The 21,606-nt window shown below is 70.9% G+C and carries 22 protein-coding genes; 14 read left to right on the forward strand and 8 right to left on the reverse strand.

Translation table 11 applies throughout. From position 1 onward, the window contains the following. The first annotated feature begins 168 nt into the window (after window positions 1-168). From BLW14_RS25090 to moaA, 3 genes are all read left to right on the forward strand, one after another. Window positions 169-534 (forward strand): DUF485 domain-containing protein, encoded by a 366-nt coding sequence (locus BLW14_RS25090; protein WP_093709439.1) that lies wholly within the window; start codon window positions 169-171, stop codon window positions 532-534. Beyond that, complete coding sequence (locus BLW14_RS25095) at window positions 531-2,162, forward strand: solute symporter family protein (protein WP_093709440.1); 1,632 nt, start codon at window positions 531-533, stop codon at window positions 2,160-2,162. The genes BLW14_RS25090 and BLW14_RS25095 overlap by 4 nt, the downstream gene beginning before the upstream one ends. Window positions 2,163-2,324: 162 nt before the next feature. After that, entirely contained in the window at window positions 2,325-3,314 is a 990-nt protein-coding gene (gene moaA / locus BLW14_RS25100; protein WP_093709441.1) for a GTP 3',8-cyclase MoaA, read from the forward strand. Window positions 3,315-3,325: 11 nt separating this feature from the next. On the opposite strand, the gene BLW14_RS25105 is transcribed toward moaA, so the two are convergent. Together BLW14_RS25105 and BLW14_RS25110 are read right to left on the reverse strand one after the other, a co-directional pair. After that, window positions 3,326-3,571: a hypothetical protein gene (locus BLW14_RS25105; RefSeq protein ID WP_093709442.1), complete on the reverse strand. Its 246-nt coding sequence runs from the start codon at window positions 3,569-3,571 to the stop codon at window positions 3,326-3,328. Between the two features lie 198 nt (window positions 3,572-3,769). Continuing rightward, window positions 3,770-4,138: a DUF3099 domain-containing protein gene (locus tag BLW14_RS25110; RefSeq protein ID WP_093709443.1), complete on the reverse strand. Its 369-nt coding sequence runs from the start codon at window positions 4,136-4,138 to the stop codon at window positions 3,770-3,772. A gap of 200 nt (window positions 4,139-4,338) precedes the next feature. On the opposite strand from BLW14_RS25110, the gene BLW14_RS25115 reads away from it, so the two are divergent. Beyond that, on the forward strand, window positions 4,339-4,614 hold the full coding sequence (locus tag BLW14_RS25115) for a GlsB/YeaQ/YmgE family stress response membrane protein (RefSeq protein ID WP_093709444.1): 276 nt from the start codon (window positions 4,339-4,341) through the stop codon (window positions 4,612-4,614). A gap of 74 nt (window positions 4,615-4,688) precedes the next feature. On the opposite strand, the gene tyrS is transcribed toward BLW14_RS25115, so the two are convergent. Genes tyrS through BLW14_RS25130 form a run of 3 tightly spaced genes read right to left on the reverse strand, consistent with a single transcriptional unit; the run spans window position 4,689 to window position 8,930 of the window. Beyond that, a complete protein-coding gene (tyrS, locus tag BLW14_RS25120; protein ID WP_093709445.1) occupies window positions 4,689-5,957 on the reverse strand; it encodes a tyrosine--tRNA ligase in 1,269 nt (422 codons plus the stop codon). Between the two features lie 58 nt (window positions 5,958-6,015). Beyond that, entirely contained in the window at window positions 6,016-7,410 is a 1,395-nt protein-coding gene (locus BLW14_RS25125; protein ID WP_093709446.1) for a metallopeptidase TldD-related protein, read from the reverse strand. After that, complete coding sequence (locus tag BLW14_RS25130; protein WP_093709447.1) at window positions 7,407-8,930, reverse strand: TldD/PmbA family protein; 1,524 nt, start codon at window positions 8,928-8,930, stop codon at window positions 7,407-7,409. Before BLW14_RS25130 ends, BLW14_RS25125 begins: the two co-directional genes overlap by 4 nt. Before the next feature lie 221 nt (window positions 8,931-9,151). On the opposite strand from BLW14_RS25130, the gene fabG reads away from it, so the two are divergent. The 3 genes from fabG (at window position 9,152) to BLW14_RS25145 (ending at window position 11,219) form a co-directional block, all read left to right on the forward strand. Next, window positions 9,152-9,871: a 3-oxoacyl-[acyl-carrier-protein] reductase gene (gene fabG / locus BLW14_RS25135; protein ID WP_093709448.1), complete on the forward strand. Its 720-nt coding sequence runs from the start codon at window positions 9,152-9,154 to the stop codon at window positions 9,869-9,871. A 5-nt stretch (window positions 9,872-9,876) separates the two neighbouring features. Then, window positions 9,877-10,644, forward strand: coding sequence for an enoyl-ACP reductase FabI (gene fabI / locus BLW14_RS25140; RefSeq protein WP_093709449.1), 768 nt, complete (start codon window positions 9,877-9,879; stop codon window positions 10,642-10,644). A 173-nt stretch (window positions 10,645-10,817) separates the two neighbouring features. Beyond that, on the forward strand, window positions 10,818-11,219 hold the full coding sequence (locus BLW14_RS25145; RefSeq protein ID WP_093709450.1) for a hypothetical protein: 402 nt from the start codon (window positions 10,818-10,820) through the stop codon (window positions 11,217-11,219). Window positions 11,220-11,236: 17 nt separating this feature from the next. Here BLW14_RS25145 and BLW14_RS25150 read toward each other — a convergent pair whose 3' ends face one another. Continuing rightward, entirely contained in the window at window positions 11,237-11,911 is a 675-nt protein-coding gene (locus BLW14_RS25150; protein ID WP_093709451.1) for a FadR/GntR family transcriptional regulator, read from the reverse strand. Between the two features lie 100 nt (window positions 11,912-12,011). Here BLW14_RS25150 and BLW14_RS25155 point away from each other — a divergent pair, with 100 nt between their 5' ends. The 4 genes from BLW14_RS25155 to BLW14_RS25170 all read left to right on the forward strand — a co-directional run bounded on the left by BLW14_RS25155 (window position 12,012) and on the right by BLW14_RS25170 (window position 14,400). Continuing rightward, the gene (locus BLW14_RS25155; protein WP_093709452.1) at window positions 12,012-13,325 is read left to right on the forward strand and encodes a CynX/NimT family MFS transporter; all 1,314 of its coding nucleotides are present in this window, start codon (window positions 12,012-12,014) and stop codon (window positions 13,323-13,325) included. Window positions 13,326-13,351: 26 nt separating this feature from the next. Next, window positions 13,352-13,462: an SGM_5486 family transporter-associated protein gene (locus BLW14_RS35265; protein WP_018553371.1), complete on the forward strand. Its 111-nt coding sequence runs from the start codon at window positions 13,352-13,354 to the stop codon at window positions 13,460-13,462. Window positions 13,463-13,607: 145 nt separating this feature from the next. Beyond that, window positions 13,608-13,814 carry a hypothetical protein gene (locus tag BLW14_RS25165; protein WP_093709453.1) on the forward strand — a complete coding sequence of 69 codons (207 nt, stop codon included), beginning with the start codon at window positions 13,608-13,610 and terminating at the stop codon, window positions 13,812-13,814. Between the two features lie 67 nt (window positions 13,815-13,881). After that, complete coding sequence (locus tag BLW14_RS25170; protein ID WP_093709454.1) at window positions 13,882-14,400, forward strand: SixA phosphatase family protein; 519 nt, start codon at window positions 13,882-13,884, stop codon at window positions 14,398-14,400. Between the two features lie 87 nt (window positions 14,401-14,487). Here BLW14_RS25170 and serB read toward each other — a convergent pair whose 3' ends face one another. Then, window positions 14,488-15,744: a phosphoserine phosphatase SerB gene (serB, locus tag BLW14_RS25175; RefSeq protein WP_177154092.1), complete on the reverse strand. Its 1,257-nt coding sequence runs from the start codon at window positions 15,742-15,744 to the stop codon at window positions 14,488-14,490. Window positions 15,745-15,973: 229 nt separating this feature from the next. Between serB and BLW14_RS25180 the strand changes: the two genes are divergently transcribed. After that, complete coding sequence (locus BLW14_RS25180) at window positions 15,974-18,523, forward strand: ABC transporter ATP-binding protein/permease (RefSeq protein WP_093709456.1); 2,550 nt, start codon at window positions 15,974-15,976, stop codon at window positions 18,521-18,523. Between the two features lie 86 nt (window positions 18,524-18,609). Here BLW14_RS25180 and BLW14_RS25185 read toward each other — a convergent pair whose 3' ends face one another. Then, window positions 18,610-19,362, reverse strand: a complete 753-nt coding sequence (locus tag BLW14_RS25185; protein WP_018518939.1) for a transglycosylase SLT domain-containing protein — start codon at window positions 19,360-19,362, stop codon at window positions 18,610-18,612. Between the two features lie 444 nt (window positions 19,363-19,806). Between BLW14_RS25185 and BLW14_RS25190 the strand changes: the two genes are divergently transcribed. After that, complete coding sequence (locus BLW14_RS25190; protein ID WP_093709457.1) at window positions 19,807-20,952, forward strand: GAF domain-containing sensor histidine kinase; 1,146 nt, start codon at window positions 19,807-19,809, stop codon at window positions 20,950-20,952. Further along, a complete protein-coding gene (locus BLW14_RS25195; RefSeq protein ID WP_093709458.1) occupies window positions 20,945-21,589 on the forward strand; it encodes a response regulator in 645 nt (214 codons plus the stop codon). The genes BLW14_RS25190 and BLW14_RS25195 overlap by 8 nt, the downstream gene beginning before the upstream one ends. The last annotated feature ends 17 nt before the right edge of the window (window positions 21,590-21,606 follow it).

Below are 21,606 nucleotides of genomic sequence, written 5' to 3' on the forward strand. Positions count from 1 at the left end.
CACACCGGACCACCCGAAGGGGTGACGGGGAGCGGAGGGGAACCGAAGTGAACCGCTTCGCCGCGCGTCGCGTGCCGTTGTCAGGGGAAGCGCACCAGCACCCCGATCACGAGGTCCCCAGTGAAACCGACCGTCGCCACCACCGCACCCGCGTCCCGAGGAGAATCCGTGGCCACCGAAGAACCGCCGCCCGAGGGCAGTAAGGACATCCACCCCGCCCAGCCCACGACCGAGGCGTTCCTCGCGGAGCAGAACAGTGCGGAATTCGGCGAACTCCGCCGCTCCTACCGCTCGTTCGCCTTCCCGCTGACCGTCGCCTTCGTCCTCTGGTACCTGCTGTACGTGCTGCTCTCCAACTACGCGGGCGGCTTCATGGGCACCAAGGTCTTCAGCAACATCAACGTGGCCTTCGTCTTCGGCCTCGCCCAGTTCCTCACCACCTTCCTCATCGCCTGGTTCTACTCGCGGCACGCCAACGCGCAGCTCGACCCGAAGGCCGAGGCCATCAAGGACCGTATGGAGGCCGACGCATGAGCGCCGCGTACCACTCCCACACCGCCGTGACCCTCGCCGCCGAGTCCACCAGCGAGCACCGGCCGCTGATCATCACGCTGTTCGCGGTCTTCGTCGCCGCCACCCTCGGCATCACCGTCTGGGCCGGCCGGCAGACCCGCAGCGCCTCCGACTTCTACGCGGGCGGCCGCCAGTTCACCGCGTTCCAGAACGGCCTCGCGGTCTCCGGCGACTACATGTCCGCCGCTTCCTTCCTCGGCATCGCCGGCGCCATCGCCCTCTTCGGCTACGACGGCTTCCTCTACTCCATCGGCTTCCTCGTCGCCTGGCTGGTCGCGCTCCTGCTCGTCGCCGAACCCCTGCGCAACTCGGGCCGTTACACCATGGGCGACGTCCTCGCCTACCGGATGCGCCAGCGCCCGGTCCGCACCGCGGCGGGCGTCTCCACCATCATCGTGTCGATCTTCTACCTGCTGGCACAGATGGCGGGCGCCGGAGCGCTGGTCACCCTCCTCCTCGGCATCACCAGCGACGCCGGAAAGATCCTCATCGTTGCGCTGGTCGGCGTACTCATGATCGTCTACGTCACCATCGGCGGCATGAAGGGCACCACCTGGGTCCAGATGGTCAAGGCCGTCCTGCTCATCGCCGGCGCGCTCCTGATGACCCTCATGGTGCTGTGGAAGTTCGACTTCAACGTCTCCGACCTGCTGGGCACCGCCGCCGAGAAGAGCGGCCACGGCTCCGCGTTCCTCGAGCCCGGCCTGAAGTACGGAGCCACCGGCACCTCGAAGCTGGACTTCCTCTCGCTCGGCCTCGCCCTGGTCCTCGGCACCGCCGGTCTGCCGCACATCCTGATCCGCTTCTACACGGTGCCCACTGCCAAGGCCGCCCGTAAGTCCGTCAACTGGGCCATCGGCATCATCGGCGCGTTCTACCTGATGACGATCGCCCTCGGCTTCGGTGCCGCCGCGCTCATCGGTCCGGAGAACATCAAGGCGCCCGGCAACACGGCCGCCCCGCAGCTCGCCGAGTACCTCGGCGGGACCGGCACCACCGGCGGCGCGGTCATGCTCGCAGTCATCTCCGCCGTCGCCTTCGCCACCATCCTCGCGGTCGTCGCCGGACTGACCCTCGCCTCCTCGTCGTCGTTCGCGCACGACATCTACGCCAACGTCATCCGCAAGGGGCAGGCCACCGAGAAGGAGGAGATGAAGGCCGCCCGCTGGTCCACCGTCTTCATCGGGGCCGCCGCGATCGTCCTCGGCGTCTTCGCCCGCGACATGAACGTCGCCGGCCTCGTCGCCCTGGCCTTCGCCGTCGCCGCGTCCGCCAACCTGCCGACGATCCTCTACAGCCTCTTCTGGAAGCGCTTCACCACCCAGGGCGCGCTCTGGTCGATCTACGGCGGCCTGGCGTCCTCCGTGATCCTGGTGCTGTTCTCGCCCGTCGTCTCCGGCAACGAGAAGACCTCGATGTTCAAGGGCGTCGACTTCTCCTGGTTCCCGCTGGAGAACCCCGGCCTCATCTCCATCCCGCTCGGCTTCCTGCTCGGCTGGATCGGCTCGCTCCTGTCCAAGGAGGAGCCGGACAAGGGCAAGTACGCCGAACTGGAGGTCAAGTCCCTCACCGGCATCGGCGCCCACTGATCCGGTACCGATCCGGACCGTACGGGGCCGCGTCGTAGGGTCCTACGACGCGGCCCCGCCGCACCTCGTGCCAAACGGGCCCCCTCCGCAGTCAGCGGTCTCGCGTAGGCTCGAAAGAGTCAGATACCGCTACCGGGAAGTCACCGGGGGAGGGGGCCCACCATGCTCATCGACACCTACGGCCGGGTCGCCACCGACCTGCGCGTCTCGCTCACCGACCGGTGCAACCTGCGCTGTACGTACTGCATGCCGGAGGAAGGGCTGCAGTGGCTGGCCAAACCCGACCTGCTCAGCGACGACGAGATCGTCCGGCTCGTCTCCGTCGCCGTCACCCGGCTCGGCGTCACCGAGGTCCGCTTCACCGGCGGCGAACCGCTGCTGCGCCCCGGGCTCGTCTCCATCGTCCAGCGCTGCGCCGCCCTGGAACCCCGCCCGAGGATGTCCCTCACCACCAACGGCATCGGGCTCAAGCGGACCGCCGCCGCCCTCAAGGACGCCGGCCTCGACCGGGTCAACGTCTCGCTCGACACGCTGCGGCCCGAGGTGTTCAAGACCCTCACCCGCCGCGACCGCCACCACGACGTCCTGGCCGGTCTCGAAGCCGCCCGCGAGGCCGGACTCACCCCCGTCAAGGTCAACACCGTCCTGATGCCGGGGCTCAACGACGACGAGGCCCCCGACCTGCTCGCCTGGGCCGTCGACAACGGCTACGAGCTCCGCTTCATCGAACAGATGCCGCTCGACGCCCAGCACGGCTGGAAGCGCGACGGCATGATCACCGCGGGCGACATCCTCGCCTCCCTGCGCACCCGCTTCGACCTCACCGCGGAGGACGACGGGGAGCGCGGCTCCGCCCCCGCCGAGCGCTGGACCGTCGACGGCGGGCCGCACCGGGTCGGCGTCATCGCCTCCGTCACCCGCCCCTTCTGCCGGGCCTGCGACCGCACCCGCCTCACCGCCGACGGCCAGGTCCGCACCTGCCTGTTCGCCCGCGAGGAGACCGACCTGCGCGCGGCTCTCCGCTCGGACGCGCCCGACGAGGAAATCGCCCGGATCTGGAAGGTCGCCATGTGGGGCAAGAAGGCCGGATCCGGCCTTGACGACCCGAGCTTCCTCCAGCCCGAACGCCCGATGTCCGCGATCGGCGGCTGACCGGACCCGCCCTACGCCGACGCGGGGCGCGACTCCCACTCCGCCAGCGTCACCACGTCCTTGAGGAAGCCCCGCACCCCGAGGAACGACGACAGGTGCTCGCGGTGCTCCTCACAGGCCAGCCACGTCTTGCGTCGCTCCGGCGTGTGCAGCTTCGGGTTGTTCCAGGCCAGCACCCACACGGCGTCGGCCCGGCAGCCCTTGGCCGAACAGACGGGGGCGGTGGCGGGGTTCTCGGCGGATTCGGGGGAGTTCACGGACTCAACCCTAAGACGCGTTCCCCACAAGGGGAAAAGGCGACGCCGGGCAGCCACGGGGGGAGCTGCCCGGCGTCGGTCCGTCGCTCCGACGGGGGATGCGGAGCGCCTACAAAGTATGTCACGCACACCCTGCCGCGGTGCACCGGAACTTCATGATTGATCTGAGCTTTTCTTGAGCTTGGGCCCGTGATGGGCTCAGTCGTGCTCCGGCCCATCCGAAGACCGGAAACCGCGTCCGGACTGCGGTGAAACCGGCGCCGGGCCCGCCTCCAGCGCCGGGTGGGCGGGGGCCGGCAGCACGAAGGTCGACGGCAGCGCGGGGCTGGTCTCGCGCCCCGCGTTGGCGATGACGACGGCCACGTACGGCAGCAGCACGCCGAGACCGAGCGCCACGAACGCGATGTGCCGTTCCACGTTCCACAGGACGGCGGCGGCCACCACCGACACCGTGCGTACGCTCATCGAGATCACATAGCGGCGCTGCCTACCCCGCACGTCGTCGGAGAGCCCCTGTCGGGCTCCCGTGATCCGGAAGACCTCCGCACCACCCTGTTTGCGCACCACGCGTCCCCACCAACCTTCCCCGGACCCGGACCGGCCGCTCCTACGCTACGCCCGGCATCCCTCGCGTACGAGACCGGGGCGTGCCGTATGCGTACATTCCGCCGCTCGCCCGCCCGGACGCGCCCGACGTGCGGGCGGGCGGGCCCGCACCGAGACTGGGCGGGACAAGCGCGACACCGCGTCGCTCTAGGAGGCAGCACATGGGCTGGTTGTGGGCAATCATCGTGGGCCTGGTGCTCGGTCTGATCGCCAAGGCGATCCTGCCGGGAAAGCAGCAGATCCCACTCTGGCTGACGGTCATCTTCGGCATGATCGGCAGCGTCCTCGGAAACGCCGTCGCCACCTGGATCGGTGTCAACGACACCAAGGGCATCGACTGGACGCGCCACGTTCTCCAGCTCATCGGCGCGGTGGTGGTGGTCGGTGTCGGCGACATGCTGTACGCCTCGCTGCGGGGCAACAGGCAGCGCACCTGAACAACCCCGGAACCGACGCGGCGGCCGGGCACGCACCACGCGTGCCCGGCCGCCGTCGTGCGGAAGGGTACGGCTCAGCCGCCCGTGACCTCGATCGCCGCCAGGTTCTTCTTGCCCCGGCGCAGCACCAGCCAGCGCCCGTGCAACAGCTCCTCGCGGCCCGGCGCCGCCTCACCGTCGACGGCCTTGACGTTGTTCACGTACGCGCCGCCCTCCTTGACCGTGCGCCGCGCCCCCGACTTGCTCGGGGCCAGACCGGCCTCCACCAGCAGGTCCACCAGCGGGCCCAGCTCGGTGACCCGGGCGTGCGGAACCTCGGACAGGGCGGCGCTCAGCGTCGCCTCGTCCAGCTCACCCAGCTCGCCCTGGCCGAACAGGGCCTTCGACGCGGCGACGACGGCGGCGCACTGGTCCGCCCCGTGCACCAGCGTCGTCAGCTCCTCGGCCAGCGCGCGCTGCGCCGTCCGTGCCTGCGGGCGCTCCTCGGTGACCTTCTCCAGCTCCTCCAGCTCGGCCGGGGTCCGGAAGCTGAGGATGCGCATGTAGCGCGAGATGTCCCGGTCGTCCGCGTTCAGCCAGAACTGGTAGAACGCGTACGGCGTCGTCATCTCCGCGTCGAGCCAGACGGCCCCGCTCTCCGACTTGCCGAACTTGGTGCCGTCCGCCTTCGTCATCAGCGGGGTCGCCAGCGCGTGCACCTCGGCGCCCGGCTCCAGGCGGTGGATCAGGTCGAGACCGGCGGTGAGGTTGCCCCACTGGTCGCTGCCGCCCTGCTGGAGGGTGCAGCCGTAGCGGCGGTACAGCTCCAGGAAGTCCATGCTCTGGAGCAGCTGGTAGCTGAACTCGGTGTAGCTGATGCCCTCGTCGGACTCCAGCCGGCGGGCGATGGACTCCTTGGTCAGCATCTTGTTGACCCGGAAGTGCTTGCCGATGTCCCGCAGGAACTCGATCGCGGACAGGCTCGCGGTCCAGTCCAGGTTGTTCACCATGACCGCGGCGTTCTCGCCCTCGAAGGACAGGAACGGCTCGATCTGCGAACGCAGCCGGGTCACCCACTGGGCGACCGTCTCCGGGTCGTTCAGCGTGCGCTCCGCCGTCGGCCGGGGGTCACCGATCTGACCGGTGGCCCCGCCCACCAGGGCGAGCGGCCGCAGACCGGCCTGCTGGAGCCGGCGCATGGTGAGCACCTGCACCAGATGGCCGACGTGCAGACTCGCCGCGGTGGGGTCGTAACCGCAATAGAACGTGACGGGACCGTCCGCGAGAGCCTTGCGCAATGCGTCTTCATCGGTGGACTGGGCGAACAGCCCTCGCCACTTCAGCTCGTCGACGATGTCCGTCACGGTTCCTGTGCTCCTTACGAGGCCGGTCAAGTTATATGTGTCAGCCAGTCTAGGCGGGTCACACCCCCCGGCTGACCGAACTCATGTTGAAGTCCGGGACGCGCAGGGCGGGCATCGCGGCCCGGGTGAACCAGTCGCCCCACTCGCGCGGCAGGGTCTTCTCGGTGCGGCCCGCCTCGGTGGCCCGGGACAGCAGGTCGACGGGGGACTCGTTGAACCGGAAGTTGTTCACCTCGCCCACCACCTCGCCGTCTTCCACCAGGTAGACGCCGTCCCGGGTCAGCCCGGTCAGCAGCAGCGTCGCCGGGTCCACCTCGCGGATGTACCAGAGGCAGGTCAGCAGCAGTGCCCGGCCGGTCGTGGCGGCCACCATCTCCTCCAGCGACCGGTCGCCCCCGCCCTCCAGGATCAGGTTGTCGATCGCCGGGGCGAGCGGCTGCTTCGTCAGGGCCGCGGTGTGCCGGGTCGTCGTCAGCCGCTCCAGGCGTCCGCCGGAGACCCAGTCCGTCCGGGCCAACGGCAGCCCGTTGTCGAAGACCGAGCCGCCGTCCCCGGAGGAGTGCGCGATGACGAAGGGCGCCGACTCCAGGCCCGGGGCGTGCGGGTCGCTGCGCAGGGTCAGCGGCAGCGGGGCCAGCGTCTCGCCGAGCCGGGTGCCGCCGCCCGGCTTCGAGAACACCGTGCGGCCCTCCGCCGCGTCCCGCGCCGTGGACGACCAGAGCTGGTAGATCAGCAGGTCCGCGACCGCGGTCGGCGGCAGCAGCGTCTCGTACCGCCCGGCGGGCAGCTCGATACGGCGCTCCGCCCAGCCGAGCCGCCGCGCGAGCTCCGCGTCCAGCTCCGCAGGGTCCACGTCCTCGAAGTCCCGCGTGGAGCGGCCCGCCCACGCCGAACGGGTGCGGTCGGGCGACTTGGCGTTCAGCTCCAGCGTGCCGTTCGGCTGGTCGTGGCGCAGCCGCAGCCCCGTGGACGTGCCCAGGTACGTGGAGGTCATCTGGTGGTGGGCGAAGCCGTACAGCTCGCGCCCTCCGGAACGGGCCCGCGCGAAGGCGTCCCCGAGCGCCGGGGCGAACGCGGCGAACACGTCGGAGTCCGTCTCGGCCGGCGCGTCCGTGAAGTCGGGCGACGCGGGGACGCCGGTGACCAGCGGCTGCGCGTCCTCCGCCGGTCCGGCGGCGCGTGCGGCGGCCTCGGCGGCCCGGACCAGCGGTTCCAGGTCGTCCGCGGTGACGGCGGCCCGGGAGACCACACCGGAGGCGGCGCCCTCCGCCCCGTCGACCGTGGCGACGACGGTCACGGTCCGGCCCCGGGTGACCCCGTTGGTGGTGAGCGCGTTGCCGGCCCAGCGCAGATTGGCCGACGACTCCTCGTCCGCGATGACCACACAGCCGTCGGCGGTGGACAGTTCGAGCGCCCGCTCGACGATCTCGTACGGCTTGCTGACGCGGCTCATCGCCCGGCCTCCTGCGTCGTGTTCAGAATGTTCACGCCCCGGAAGAGGGCGGACGGGCAGCCGTGGGAGACGGCCGCGACCTGGCCCGGCTGGGCCTTGCCGCAGTTGAAGGCGCCGCCCAGCACGTACGTCTGCGGGCCGCCGACCTTCTCCATCGAGCCCCAGAAGTCCGTCGTCGTCGCCTGGTAGGCGACATCGCGCAGCTGCCCGGCCAGCTTCCCGTTCTCGATCCGGAAGAACCGCTGCCCGGTGAACTGGAAGTTGTACCGCTGCATGTCGATGGACCACGACCGGTCCCCGACCACGTAGATCCCGCGCTCGACCCCGCCGATCAGGTCCTCCGTGGAGAGCCCGCCGGGGTCCGGCTGCAGCGACACGTTCGCCATGCGCTGTACGGGGACATGGCCGGGGGAGTCCGCGTACGCGCACCCGTTGGACCGGCCCAGGCCCGTCAGCTTCGCGATCCGGCGGTCCAGCTGGTAGCCCACCAGCGTCCCGTCCTTCACCAGGTCCCAGGACTGCGCCTCGACGCCCTCGTCGTCGTAGCCGATCGTCGCGAGCCCGTGCTCCGCGGTGCGGTCACCGGTCACGTTCATCACGGGCGAGCCGTACGCCAGCTTCCCCAGCTGGTCGAACGTGGCGAACGACGTTCCCGCGTACGCCGCCTCGTAACCCAGCGCCCGGTCCAGCTCCGTGGCGTGGCCGATGGACTCGTGGATGGTCAGCCACAGGTTCGACGGGTCGACGACCAGGTCGTACGTCCCCGCCTCCACGCTCGGCGCCCGCATCTTCTCGGCCAGCAGCCCCGGGATGCGCTCCAGCTCCGCGTCCCAGTCCCAGCCGGTCCCGGTCAGGTACTCCCAGCCGCGCCCCACCGGCGGCGCGATGGTGCGCATCGAGTCGAACTCGCCGGTCGTGGAGTCCACCGCCACCGCCGTGAACTCCGGATGCAGCCTGACCCGCTGCTGCGTGGTGACCGTGCCCGCCGTGTCCGCGTAGAACTTGTTCTCGTGCACCGTCATCAGCGAGGCGTCCACATGCGCCACGCCGTCGGCCGCCAGCAGCCGCGCGCTCCACTCGGAGAGCAGTCCGGCCTTCTCCTCGGCGGGCACGTCGAAGGGGTCGACCTCGTACGCCGACACCCAGGTGCGCTCCCCGTGCGACGGCTCGTCCGCCAGCTCCACCCGCTCGTCGGAGCCCGCCGCCGCGATCACCTTCGCCGACAGCTTCGCCATCGCGACCGCCTGCGAGGCGACCCGCGCCGCCGCGTCCATCGTCAGGTCGACGCCCGAGGCGAACCCCCAGGCCCCGCCGTGCACGACGCGGACCGCGTAACCGAGGTCCGTGGTGTCGGAGCCCCCGGCGGGCCGGGCGTCCCGCAGCCGCCAGGTGGCGCTGCGCACCCGCTCGAAGCGGAAGTCGGCGTGGGCCGCCCCGAGCGCCCGCGCCCGGGCCAGCGCCGCGTCGGCGAGAGCCCGTAGCGGAAGCGCCAGGAACGACTGATCTACCTCATGGGGCACGGGCGGCCTCTCCTTTGCGGTCACATACCCTCGGATCGTTTACGAGGCAGTGAAGCACGGCCCGCGCACCCTCGTGCCGGATTACCCGGAGCGGCCCGGGCCGCGGACTGTAGGAACCCGACAGCGCCCGGCCAAAGGCGCTGTCAGGGGCCGATTCCTCGCCGCGCGGACGGTACCGATAGGTTTTCGAGGTACCAGACCGCTATCGAAAGGGTGATCCGTTGAGCCGCTCGGTTCTCGTCACCGGAGGAAACCGGGGCATCGGCCTCGCCATCGCCCGCGCTTTCGCCGAGAACGGCGACAAGGTCGCGATCACCCACCGTTCCGGCGAGCCGCCCGCCGTGCTCACCGAGGCCGGTGTCCTCGCGGTCCGTTGCGACATCACGGACGCCGAACAGGTGGAGCAGGCCTACAAGGAGATCGAGGAGAAGCACGGCAACGTGGAGGTGCTGGTCGCCAACGCCGGTATCACCAAGGACCAGTTGCTGATGCGCATGTCCGAGGAGGACTTCACGTCCGTACTCGACACCAACCTCACCGGCACCTTCCGGGTCGTCAAGCGCGCCAACCGCGGCATGCTGCGCGCCAAGAAGGGCCGCGTCGTCCTCATCTCCTCCGTCGTCGGCCTCCTCGGCTCGGCGGGCCAGGCCAACTACGCGGCCTCCAAGGCCGGTCTGGTCGGCTTCGCCAGGTCGCTGGCGCGCGAGCTCGGTTCGCGGAACATCACTTTCAACGTCGTCGCGCCCGGCTTCGTCGACACCGACATGACGCAGGTGCTCACCGAGGAGCAGCGCAAGGGCATCGTGGCCCAGGTGCCGCTCGCGCGTTACGCGCAGCCCGAGGAGATCGCCGCCGCGGTGCGCTTCCTCGCCTCCGACGACGCGTCGTACATCACTGGAGCCGTCATCCCCGTTGACGGCGGATTGGGCATGGGTCACTGATCACCATGAGCGGAATTCTCGACGGCAAGCGCATCCTCGTCACCGGGGTGCTGATGGAGTCGTCCATCGCGTTCCACGCCGCCAAGGTGGCCCAGGAGCAGGGCGCGGAGGTCATCCTGACCGCCTTCCCGCGGCCCACCCTGACCGAGCGCATCGCCAGGAAGCTCCCCAAGCCCGCCAAGGTCATCGAGCTGGACGTGACCAACCAGGAGCACCTGGACCGCCTCGCCGGCCTGGTGCGCGACGAGCTGGGTTCGCTGGACGGCGTCGTGCACTCCATCGGCTTCGCGCCGCAGGACGCGCTCGGCGGCAACTTCCTCAACACCCCGTTCGAGTCGGTCGCCACGGCGATGCACGTCTCGGCGTTCTCGCTGAAGTCGCTCGCCATGGCGTGCAAGCCGCTGATGAGCGAGGGCGGCTCGATCGTCGGCCTCACCTTCGACGCGCAGTTCGCGTGGCCCCAGTACGACTGGATGGGCCCGGCCAAGGCCGCCCTGGAGGCCACCTCCCGCTACCTCGCCCGTGACCTGGGCCCGGACGGCATCCGCTGCAACCTGATCTCGGCCGGACCGCTCGGCTCCATGGCCGCCAAGTCCATCCCGGGCTTCGACGGGCTCGCCGACGTGTGGAACACCCGCGCGCCGCTCGCCTGGGACATGAAGGACCCGGAGCCGGCCGGCCGCGGCGTCGTCGCGCTGCTCTCGGACTTCTTCCCGAGGACCACCGGCGAGATCATCCACGTCGACAGCGGCGTGCACATGATGGGCGCCTGACCCCTCAGGTCCGTACGTTCCGACCGCGCACCGTCCCCGGAGTCCCCGGAGGCGGTGCGCGGCCGTTTTTCCTCCCGGGTTACGCCCTTGCCGCGCTCAGGTCGAAAAGCCGGACGATCCACCGCAGAATGTGGAGGAAACGGACATCGGTCGGACGTGGGGAGGAGATCGCTGTGCGTCGCACGCATCGCCGAACCCGGTCCCTGCTGGCCTCCGGCGCGGTGATCGCCGGACTGCTCGTCCCGGCCGGTCTGTACGCGGCCGGCCACGTCGGGGCCACCGGAGCGGCCGCGCCCCCGGCGCCCAGCCCCGAACCGGCCGGCGCCGAGTGCCGTACGTCCGTCCAGGGCTCCCGGGTCGTCGCCTACTGCCACAACCCGTACCCCAGCGCCGACCGCGTCCAGCTCCACACCGAGTGCCTCCGGTGGTGGGACGTGGACGCGGACGGCAGACCGGTCACGGTCCCGCCCGGGCGCACGGTGCGCCTGGCCGACCGCTGCTGGAAGGAAGTCGCCTCGGCCTGGGTCACCCACAGCGCGGCGTCCACGGCCCAGACGGGCTCCGCCAGGGTCTGAACGGGCTCCGCCACGGCCTAGACCCGGTCCGCCAGGCAGGTCAGCGCGTGACTCGCGGCCTCCGCCGCCGCCGTCTCGGCGTCGCCCGCGCGGATCGCCTCGACGAGCCGGCCGTGGTCCATGTGGTTCTCCGGCCGCAGTTCCTGGCCCACGTCGCCCCGCAGGTAGTCCCGCAGCAGATCGCCCAGGTCCGCGTAGAGCCCCGTCAGCACGTCGTTGTGGGAGGCGGCGACCACGGCCAGGTGCAGCGTCGCGTCGGCGGCCACGAACGCCTCCGCGTCCCCCGCCGCCCAGGTCTCCTCCCGGCGCTTCATGAGCGCGTCCAGCTGCTTCAGGTCGCGCTCGGTGCGCCGGGCGGCCGCCAGCCGCGCCGCCGACGACTCCAGGGTCGAGCGCAGCTCCGCGATGTGGCGCGGGTCCGCCGAGGCGAACCGGCGGTGCATCACCCCGGCCAGCTCGCTGGTGGCGACCACATAGGTGCCCGAGCCCTGCCGGATGTCGAGCAGCCCGTTGTGCGCGAGGGCGCGGACCGCCTCGCGGACGGTGTTGCGGGCCACCCCCAGCTGCTCGACCAGCTCGGGCTCGGTCGGGATGCGCGAGCCCACCGGCCACTCGCCCGTGGTGATCTGGTTCCTCAGCTGGGCAATCACCTGGTCGGCGAGTGCCGAACGCCTCGGGGACGTCAGCGCCATGGTGCTCCTCGGTCGCAACTTCTCATGGGCCGGATCTTCTCAGGCTCCGGTGGGCGGACGGAATGGACAACCAATCATCCCATGATTCTATGATGGCCTCATGCGTGACGAAGAGACGACTCCCCAGACCGCGACCGCGGCCGCGACCGGAACCATGAGCCCCGGCGCCCCGACAGCACCGGGCACCGGCGCCCCCGCCCCGCGGACCGGCCCCGCCCCGTGGACGCTGCGCCTGGTCACGATCGGGCTCGTCCTCACCGCGCTCAACCTCCGCCCCGCCATCACCAGCCTGGGCGCCCTCCTCGAAGAGGTACGGGACGGGCTGCACATGAGCGGCAGCGTCGCCGGTGTCCTCACCTCCGTGCCCCCGCTCTGCTTCGCTGTCTTCGGCGTCATGGCACCGCGCCTCGCCCGCCGCTTCGGACCCGGCGCGGTGGTCTGCGCGGGCATGGTCGCCATCACGGCGGGCCTGGTGATCCGGCCCCTGATCGGCGGCACCGCGGGCTTCCTCGCCGCCAGCGCCCTCGCCCTCATGGGCATCGCGGTCAGCAACGTCCTGATGCCGGTGATCGTCAAGCGCTGGTTCCCCGACCGCGTCGGCTCCATGACCGGGCTCTACTCCATGGCCCTGGCCCTCGGCACCTCGCTGGCCGCCGCCGTGACCGTGCCCCTGACCGACGCGATGGGCGGCAGCTGGAAGGCCGGCCTCGGCATCTGGGCCGTGCTCGCCGCCGCCGCGATCCTGCCCTGGATCCCGCTCGTACGGGCCCGGGCCACCGCCCGTGAGCCGTCCTCCGGCGCCCGGACCGCCCCCGCGCGGCCGCAGGCCCCGGAGCTCCGGATCACCCGCAGCAGGACCGCCTGGGCGCTCGCCTGCTTCTTCGGCCTCCAGGCAACCGCCGCCTACATCACCATGGGCTGGATGCCGCAGATCTTCCGGGACGCCGGCGTCTCCGCCGGCACCGCGGGCGTCCTGCTCGCGCTCACCATGGCCATGGGCGTCCCGCTCGCCTTCGTGATCCCGCGCGTCGCGGCCCGGATGCGGACGCAGGGCCCGATCGTCGTCTTCCTGGGCGCCTGCGGCCTCACCGGCTACGCGGGCCTCTACCTGGCGCCCTCCGGCGGTGCCTGGGCCTGGGCGCTGCTCCTGGGCATCTCGAACTGCGCCTTCCCGCTCGCGCTCACCATGATCGGCATGCGGGCCCGCAGCGGCGCCGGAGTCGTCCGGCTGTCCGCCTTCGCCCAGTCCACCGGCTACCTGATCTCGATCCCGGGGCCCCTCCTGGTCGGCGTGCTCTACCAGCACAGCGGCGGCTGGGGACTGCCCATCGCGCTGATGGCCGCCCTGATGGTGCCGCAGATGGTCATGGGCGTCCTGGCAGGCCGGGACCGGACGATCGAGGACGAATCCTGAGATGCGAGACTGGGGTCATGTCACCTGTGCTCGATCCGAATCCCCAGAACGGTCAGAAGAAGCTGCTCCTCGTCTTCGGGGCCATGCTGCTGATCACGGTCGTCGTCGGAGTCATCGCTTCCATCGCGTCCCCGTGAGCCCCCGCCCCGGCGATGGTGGTGCTAGCACCCCCATCCCCTAGGGGGCCAGGGTCAGGGGCAAGTGGGTGGGTCACCGGATGGGCCCGGCGCCCCCGCGTCCGTAGGTTCTGAGTAACGGAATCCACGGACCACGGAGGCGGACATGCCGGCCCTCACGCACACGCGGCCCACCCACGCCGAGTCGAGCGGTGTCGACGTCCGCCTGCCCTGGTGGGCCATCGCGCTGCCCGCCGTCGCCTTCGCCGCGCTCCTGCTGCTCATCGCCGGACCGGGCCAGGCGCACGCGGCCACCGGCGAATCGGCGACCGGCCAGTTGCTCCGGCACCTCGTGGAGCTGCTGACCCGCTGACGCCCGGCGCGGGCCAAGGCTCCAACACCCTGCGCCAGCTGGCCCGTTTCATGCGAAGCTGAGATGTATGAGCGCCGATACACCTCGCAGGATCGTCCTTCTCAGGCATGCCAAGGCGGAATGGTCGCAGGAGTCCGACCACGAGCGGCCGCTGGCCGAGCGCGGCCGAATGGAGGCCCCCATGGTGGGCCGCAAGCTCGCCGATTCCGGGATCGCCTTCGACCTGGCCCTCTGCTCGACCGCCGTGAGAACGCGGGAGACGTGGAAGCTGGCCGTGCACGAGATGCCCGAGCGCCCGAAGACCGTGTACGAGGAGCGGCTCTACGAGGCCTCGCTCGGCGAGCTGATCGCCCTGGTCGACGAGACCCCGGACGACGTCACCAACCTGCTGGTCATCGGCCACAACCCCGGCATGCACGCGCTCGCCGACGCCCTCTCCGGCAGCGGCGAGGGCGACGCGCGCTCCCGCATGGCGCGCGGCGGCTTCCCGACCGCTGCCTTCGCGGTCGTGGAGTTCTCCGGCCCCTGGAAGACCGTCGAACACGGCGTCGGCCGGCTCACCGAGTACTGGACCCCCAACGACTGACCCCGTCGACCCGTCGCCCATACGGGAAGGGCCCCGGCGCACACCACGCGGTGCGCGCCGGGGCCCTTCCCGTGCAGGCGGAGCGGACTATTCGACGAGGCCGTCGGCGGCCTCGACCTCCTCGCGGGTGACGCCCAGCAGATAGAGCACGGTGTCCAGGAACGGCACGTTCACCGCCGTGTGCGCCGCCTCGCGGACGACGGGCTTGGCGTTGAAGGCGACCCCGAGCCCCGCCGTGTTCAGCATGTCCAGGTCATTGGCCCCGTCACCGATCGCGACCGTCTGCGCCAGAGGCACCCCCGCCTCGGCGGCGAAGCTCCGCAGCAGCCGGGCCTTGCCCGCCCGGTCGACGATGTCCCCGGTCACCCGGCCCGTGAGCTTGCCGTCGACGACCTCCAGCGTGTTGGCCGAGGCGAAGTCCAGCCCCAGCCGCTCCTTCAGGTCGTCGGTCACCTGCGTGAACCCGCCCGAGACGACGCCCACTTGGTAGCCGAGCCGCTTCAGCGTACGGATCAGCGTCCGGGCCCCGGGCGTCAGCCGTACCTCGGAGCGGACCTTGTCGACCACCGACACGTCGAGCCCCGCGAGCAGCGCCACCCGGGCGTGCAGCGACTGCTCGAAGTCCAGCTCGCCGCGCATCGCCCGCTCGGTCACCTCGGCCACCTCCGCCTCGCAGCCGGCGTGGGCCGCGAACAGCTCGATGACCTCGTCCTGGATGAGCGTCGAGTCGACGTCCATCACGACGAGCCGCTGCGCCCTGCGGCTCAGCCCCGCCGAGACGACCGCCACGTCCACCCCGATGCCCGCGGCCTCCGGCGCCAGTGCGGAGCGCAGCTCCTCGGTCCCCGTACCCGACACCGCGAACTCGACCGCGGTCACCGGGTACTTCGCCAGCCGGAAGATACGGTCGATGTTCCCGCCGGTCGAGGTGATCCGGGCCGCTATGGCCGCCGTCGACTCCGCGGTCAGCGGGTGACCGAGCACCGTGACGTGCGAACGGCCGTCGCCGCGCGGGCGGTTGTCACCCGTACCCGAGATGATCTCGGCCTGGAGCTTCAGCGAGTCCGCCCAGCTGTGCACGGTGGCCCGCAGGTCGCCCTCGGTCGTGCCGCCCGCGGTGGGGGCGGTGACCAGCGCGCACAGGACGATGCGGCCCCGTGTCACGACCTGCTCGATGTCGACCACGTCGACCGAGTAGGCGGCGAGGGTGTCGAAGAGGCCCGCGGTGATCCCGGGGCGGTCCTTCCCGAAGATCTTCACGAGAAGGGTCGGTACGTCCGGACCCTGCCGCGACGCGACGGGCTCGGGAGACGGGGCGGGCTCAGGGGGCCGGGATGCGCTCATGGTGCTCCCCACCGTATCGGTCCGCGCGCCCTCCCCGGCAGCCCGTCCCGAGTGCCGGACAGCCCGCCGGCACGCACCGGTCCGTCCCCATTTCGCCTGGCCGCGCAGGTCTCGGTGAGGTCACCCCGGGGCGCCCGGCTTTCGTATCGGGGACTGATCCTGGAATAGTTCCCCACGATGTTCAGCATCCCTAGACTCCCTGCGACGGGGGTAACACGGGGGACAACTAGTGGGGCGCGGAGTGCCGGAACTCGTACTGGAATTGAATGGCAGGACCTGGACGCTCGATCCGTCCAGGTCGTACACCCTGGGACGGGATCCGCAGGGGGACATGACGATCGACGACGCCAGGGTGTCGTGGCGGCACGCCACGATCAGCTGGAACGGCCGCAGTTGGTTCATCGAGGACCACGGCAGCACCAACGGCACGTATGTGCACGGGCAGCGGGTCCAGCAGATGGAGATCACGGCCGGCTCGGCGGTGAACCTGGGCAACGCCACCGACGGGCCCCGGCTGAACCTGAGCGCGGCGGACGTCTACAGCGGCCGGGCCGCCGGGCCCGCTCAGCCGCAGCAGGCCCCGCCCCAGCAGCCTCAGCAGGGCGGCGGCCCCGGCTGGCAGCAGCCGGCCCCGCAGCAGCCCGTACCGCCGCAGCAGGGCTGGCAGCAGCCCCAGCCGCAGCCGCCGCACGTGCCGCAGCAGGGCGGGGCCCAGACCCCGCCCGGTCCCGGCACCGGTGGTCCCGCGGGGGCGGCGCCGGTCTACGGGGACCGCAGCCCGACCACGTTCCACCAGCTGGCGCTCGGGCGGGTGATGCGGATCGGTCGTGCGCTGGAGAACGACCTGGTGGTCTCGGACCTCCAGGTCTCCCGGAACCACGCCGAGTTCCACGCGACGCCCGACGGCCGCTTCGAGATCCGCGACCTCGGCTCGCACAACGGCACGTACGTCAACGGCCAGCCGCTCACCAAGTCCGGCTCGGCGCTCCTCGGCCCGAACGACATCGTCGGCGTCGGTCACTCGACCTTCCGGCTCGTCGGCGACCGGCTGGAAGAGTTCGTCGACACCGGTGAGGTCTCCTTCGCCGCCCGTCACCTCACGGTCACGGTCGACGGCGGCAAGCAGATCCTCAAGGACGTCTCGTTCGGCGTCCCGGAGAAGTCGCTCATCGGTGTCATCGGCCCGTCCGGCTCCGGAAAGTCCACCCTGCTCAAGGCGCTCACCGGCTACCGGCCCGCCAACCAGGGCGACGTCCTCTACGACAACCGGAACCTCTACAAGCAGTTCGCCGAGCTGCGCCAGCGCATCGGTCTGGTCCCGCAGGACGACATCCTGCACAAGGAGCTGACCGTCACCCGCGCCCTGAAGTACGCGGCCAAGCTCCGCTTCCCCTCGGACACCACCGAGGCCGAGCGCCAGGCCCGGATCCACGAGGTCCTCACCGAGCTCAAGCTCGACGTCCACAAGGACAAGAAGGTCACCTCGCTCTCCGGCGGCCAGCGCAAGCGCGTCTCCGTGGCCCTGGAGCTGCTCACCAAGCCGTCGCTGATCTTCCTGGACGAGCCGACCTCCGGCCTCGACCCGGGCATGGACCGCGACGTCATGCAGCTGCTGCGCGGCCTGGCCGACGACGGCCGCACCGTCCTGGTCGTCACGCACTCGGTGGCCGAGCTGGCGATCTGCGACAAGCTCCTGGTGATGGCACCGGGCGGCGCCGTGGCCTACTTCGGCCCGCCGGACGAGGCGCTGAACTTCTTCGGCTACACGACCTGGGCCGACGTCTTCTCCGCGTTCGAGAACTACCGCGACTACGACTGGTCGGGCCGCTGGCGCGGGTCGCAGCACTACCAGATGTACGCGGCCGACATCGACGCCGTCGCCGCGCAGTCCGTGCACATGCCGCCGCCGCAGCAGATGCGCCCGCCCAAGCCGCAGGGCTGGGGCACGCAGCTGTGGACGCTGATGCGCCGCTACCTCTCGGTGATCGGCTCCGACAAGGGCTTCATGGGCCTGATGGTGATCCTGCCCGCGGTGCTCGGCATCGTCAGCGTGGTCATCCCGTCGGACTTCGGCCTCGCACCGCCGAAGCCGCCGTCCCGGTTCAACGGCGACGCCGGAACGATCATGCTGATCCTGGTGATCGGGATGACCTTCTCCGCCGCGGCCAACTCCGTACGAGAGCTGATCAAGGAACGGGTCATCTACGAACGGGAACGGGCCACCGGCCTCTCCCGCTCGGCCTACCTGATGTCCAAGGTGATCGTGCTCGGCGTGATCACGGCCATCCAGGGCGTCATCATCTGCGGCATCGGCTTCGCCACCCGCGATCTGCCCGCCGAGGGCCTGATCATGCCGCCGGCCGTCGAGCTCTGCGTGACGATCATCGCGCTCGGCTTCACCTCGATGATGTTCGGCCTGGTGATCTCCTCGCTGGTGAAGACCTCCGAGAAGACCATGCCGCTGCTGGTCATGTTCGCGATCGTCCAGGTCGTCTTCACCGGCATCCTCTTCCAGGTCTACGGTTCGCCCGGCCTGGAGCAGTTCGCCTGGCTGATGCCGTCCCGCTGGGCCATCGCGGGCGCGGGCTCCACGCTCGACCTCGCCCACCTGATGCCGCCGTGGGACCAGAAGAACCCCACGGACCTCGACCCGCTCTGGGAGCACTCGGTGAGCCAGTGGGGCATCAACATCTCGGTGCTGCTGTTCATCGGCGTCGTCTGCGGCTTCGCCGTCGCACGGCTGCTGCGCCGCCACGAGCCCGAGGTCATGCGCAAGTAACCGGCCCGGACACGCGCCGAAGGGCGGCACCCCGCGCGGGGTGCCGCCCTTCGGCGCTCAGTCACCGGCGTACGGATCGCGGCGGATCAGTACGCGCTGTTGACGTTGTCGATCGAGCCGTACTTGTCGGCGGCGTAGTTGGCCGACGCGGTGATGTTGGCGACCGGGTCGTACTGCGTGTGCGGGGTGCCGGAGACGTGGTAGTAGTCGAAGGTCGGCTTGATGATCTGGAGCAGACCGATCGACGGCACGCCGTTCTGGGCGTTGATGTCCCAGTCGTTGATCGCGTTCGGGTTGCCGCTGGACTCGCGGATGATGTTGCGGTGCAGGCCCTCGTACGTGCCCGGGATGCCCTTCTCCTTCATGATGGCCAGGGACTCACGGATCCAGCCGTCCAGGTTGTTGCCGTACATGTGCGTACGGGCGGAGGAGCGGCTGGCGGTCTCGTGGCCGCGCGAGGACTTCTTGTGGGACTTGGCCTTGCTGTGCGCCTTGGCCTTCGCCTTCTTCAGCTTGGCCTTCTTGGCCTTCGCCTCGGCCTTCTCCTTCACCGCGGCGGCCTTCTCGGCCTTGGCGGCGTCGGCGGCCTTGACCAGCTTCTCGGCGGTCGAGTGCTGCTGGATGACGCTGTCCTGGATCGCACGGGCCTGCTTGGAGCTCGCGGAGTCGAAGATGACCGGGGCTGCGGAGAGAGCCTGCGGTTCGGTCTCGGCCTGGGCGTGACCGGGCACCAGGGACAAGGAGATGGCAGCGGCGGCGACGGCGGAGACGCCGGCGGCGGAGAGCTTCTGGGTCTTGTTCAGGTTTCGGAGACGACCGGTGATGCGGGACGCGGACATACAGGCTTACCTCTTCGAAATTCGGGGGGTCCTCACGGAGGACGAAGACGGGAGCGACTACGCATCTCCGTCGGGGACGAGCTCAATTCTTAGCGGCGGCGAAATGCCGTGGCAAAGGTGTGACGTACGAAGCCGGGTAGTGGAATGGTGGGCGGTTTGCCGGGTTCGCTCCCAGGTCATCACCACCCAAATCGCCCTTTTCGCTCCACTAACCGGCTTCGTAAGTGACGTGGGCCCTATGCGCGGCCTCACATCGGGGTGGCGTTGGCGTCACCTTGTGTTGCTAAAGCAATGCGGAATGCAACGCTCCGGAAAAGGTTTGGGGTGCCCTGCGGCCCGCACCGCCCGCCGCGCCCCGGTCCCAGGACCTAGTCCCTGCGCCCCGGTCCCGGGCCGTCCCCGGTCCGATACGGGGGCGCGGACCCCGCCGGTACGGTGAGGCGCATGAGCCACCGACCGCCCTCGGGCCTCGCCGCCGTGAGCGCCGCGCTGCTCGCCATGAGCCGCCACCTGGAGGTACGGGACGTCCTGAAGACGATCGTCGCCTCGGCCCGCGAGCTCCTGGACGCCGAGTACGCCGCCCTCGGGGTTCCCGACGACCACGGCGGCTTCGCCCAGTTCGTCGTCGACGGCGTCAGCGACGAACAGTGGAAGGCCATCGGCCCGCTGCCCCGGCAGCACGGCATCCTGGCCGCGATGCTCCACGGCGGGAAGACCGAGCGCCTCGCCGACGTCCGCAAGGACCCGCGCTTCGAGGGCTGGCCCAGCGCCCACCCCGACATGTCCGACTTCCTCGGCCTCCCCATCCGGGACGGCGACGAGACCATCGGCGCACTCTTCCTCGCCAACAAGAGGTGCCCCAAGCCCGAGGGCGTCTGCGGCTTCACCGCCGATGACGAGGAACTGCTGTCGATCCTCGCCCAGCACGCGGCCATCGCCCTGACCAACGCCCGCCTCTACGAACGCAGCCGCGAGCTCACCATCGCCGAGGAGCGCTCCCGCCTCGCCCACGAGCTGCACGACGCGGTCAGCCAGAAGCTCTTCTCGCTGCGGCTCACCGCCCAGGCCGCCGCCGCCCTCGTCGACCGCGACCCCGCCCGGGCCAAGGGCGAGCTCCAGCAGGTCGCCGCCCTCGCCGCCGAAGCCGTGGACGAACTGCGCGCCGCCGTCGTCGAGCTCCGCCCGGCCGGCCTCGACGAGGACGGCCTCGTCGCCACCCTCCGCACCCAGGTCCAGGTCCTCGACCGGGCCCACACCGCCCGGGTCACCTTCGCCGGCGCCGGCGTCCGCGCCCTGCCCGCCGCCCAGGAGGAGGCACTGCTCCGGGTCACCCAGGAGGCCCTGCACAACGCCCTGCGCCACGCGGACGCCGGCCACGTCGAGGTCACCCTCGCCCGCCGGGACGGCGCCACGGTGCTCCGGGTCACCGACGACGGCCGGGGCTTCGAACCCGCCGCCACCCGCCGGGCCGGGCGCCACCTGGGCCTGGTCTCGATGCGGGACCGCGCCGGCGGCGTCGGCGGCCGCCTCACCATTGAATCCGCGCCCGGCAAGGGCACCACGATCGAGATGGAGATCCCCGGTGGCTGACAGGATCATCAGGGTGCTGCTCGTCGACGACCACCAGGTCGTCCGCCGCGGCCTGCGTACGTTCCTGGAGGTCCAGGACGACATCGAGGTCGTCGGCGAGGCGTCCGACGGCGCCGAGGGCGTGGCCAGGACCGAGGAGCTGCGGCCCGACGTCGTACTGATGGACATCAAGATGCCCGGCACCGACGGCATCGAGGCGCTGCGCAGGCTCCGCGAGCTGGAGAACCCGGCCAGGGTGCTGATCGTCACCAGCTTCACCGAGCAGCGCACCGTCGTACCCGCCCTGCGCGCGGGCGCCTCCGGCTACGTGTACAAGGACGTCGACCCGGACGCCCTGGCCGGCGCCATCCGCTCGGTCCACGCCGGGCACGTCCTGCTCCAGCCCGAGGTCGCCGGGGCGCTCCTTGCCCAGGACGAGCCGGGCGCGGGCACCGGCCGGGGGAGCACCCTCACCGAACGCGAACGGGAAGTGCTCGGCCTGATCGCCGACGGCCGCTCCAACCGCGAGATCGCCCGCGCCCTGGTCCTGTCCGAGAAGACGGTCAAGACCCACGTCTCGAACATCCTCATGAAACTCGACCTCGCCGACCGCACCCAGGCAGCCCTGTGGGCGGTCCGCAACGGAGCGGCCGGCTGAGACGGAGCCGGGCCGGC

The sequence above is a fragment of the Streptomyces sp. 2131.1 genome, from assembly GCF_900105515.1.
In the GTDB taxonomy this organism is placed as follows: domain Bacteria; phylum Actinomycetota; class Actinomycetes; order Streptomycetales; family Streptomycetaceae; genus Streptomyces; species Streptomyces drozdowiczii.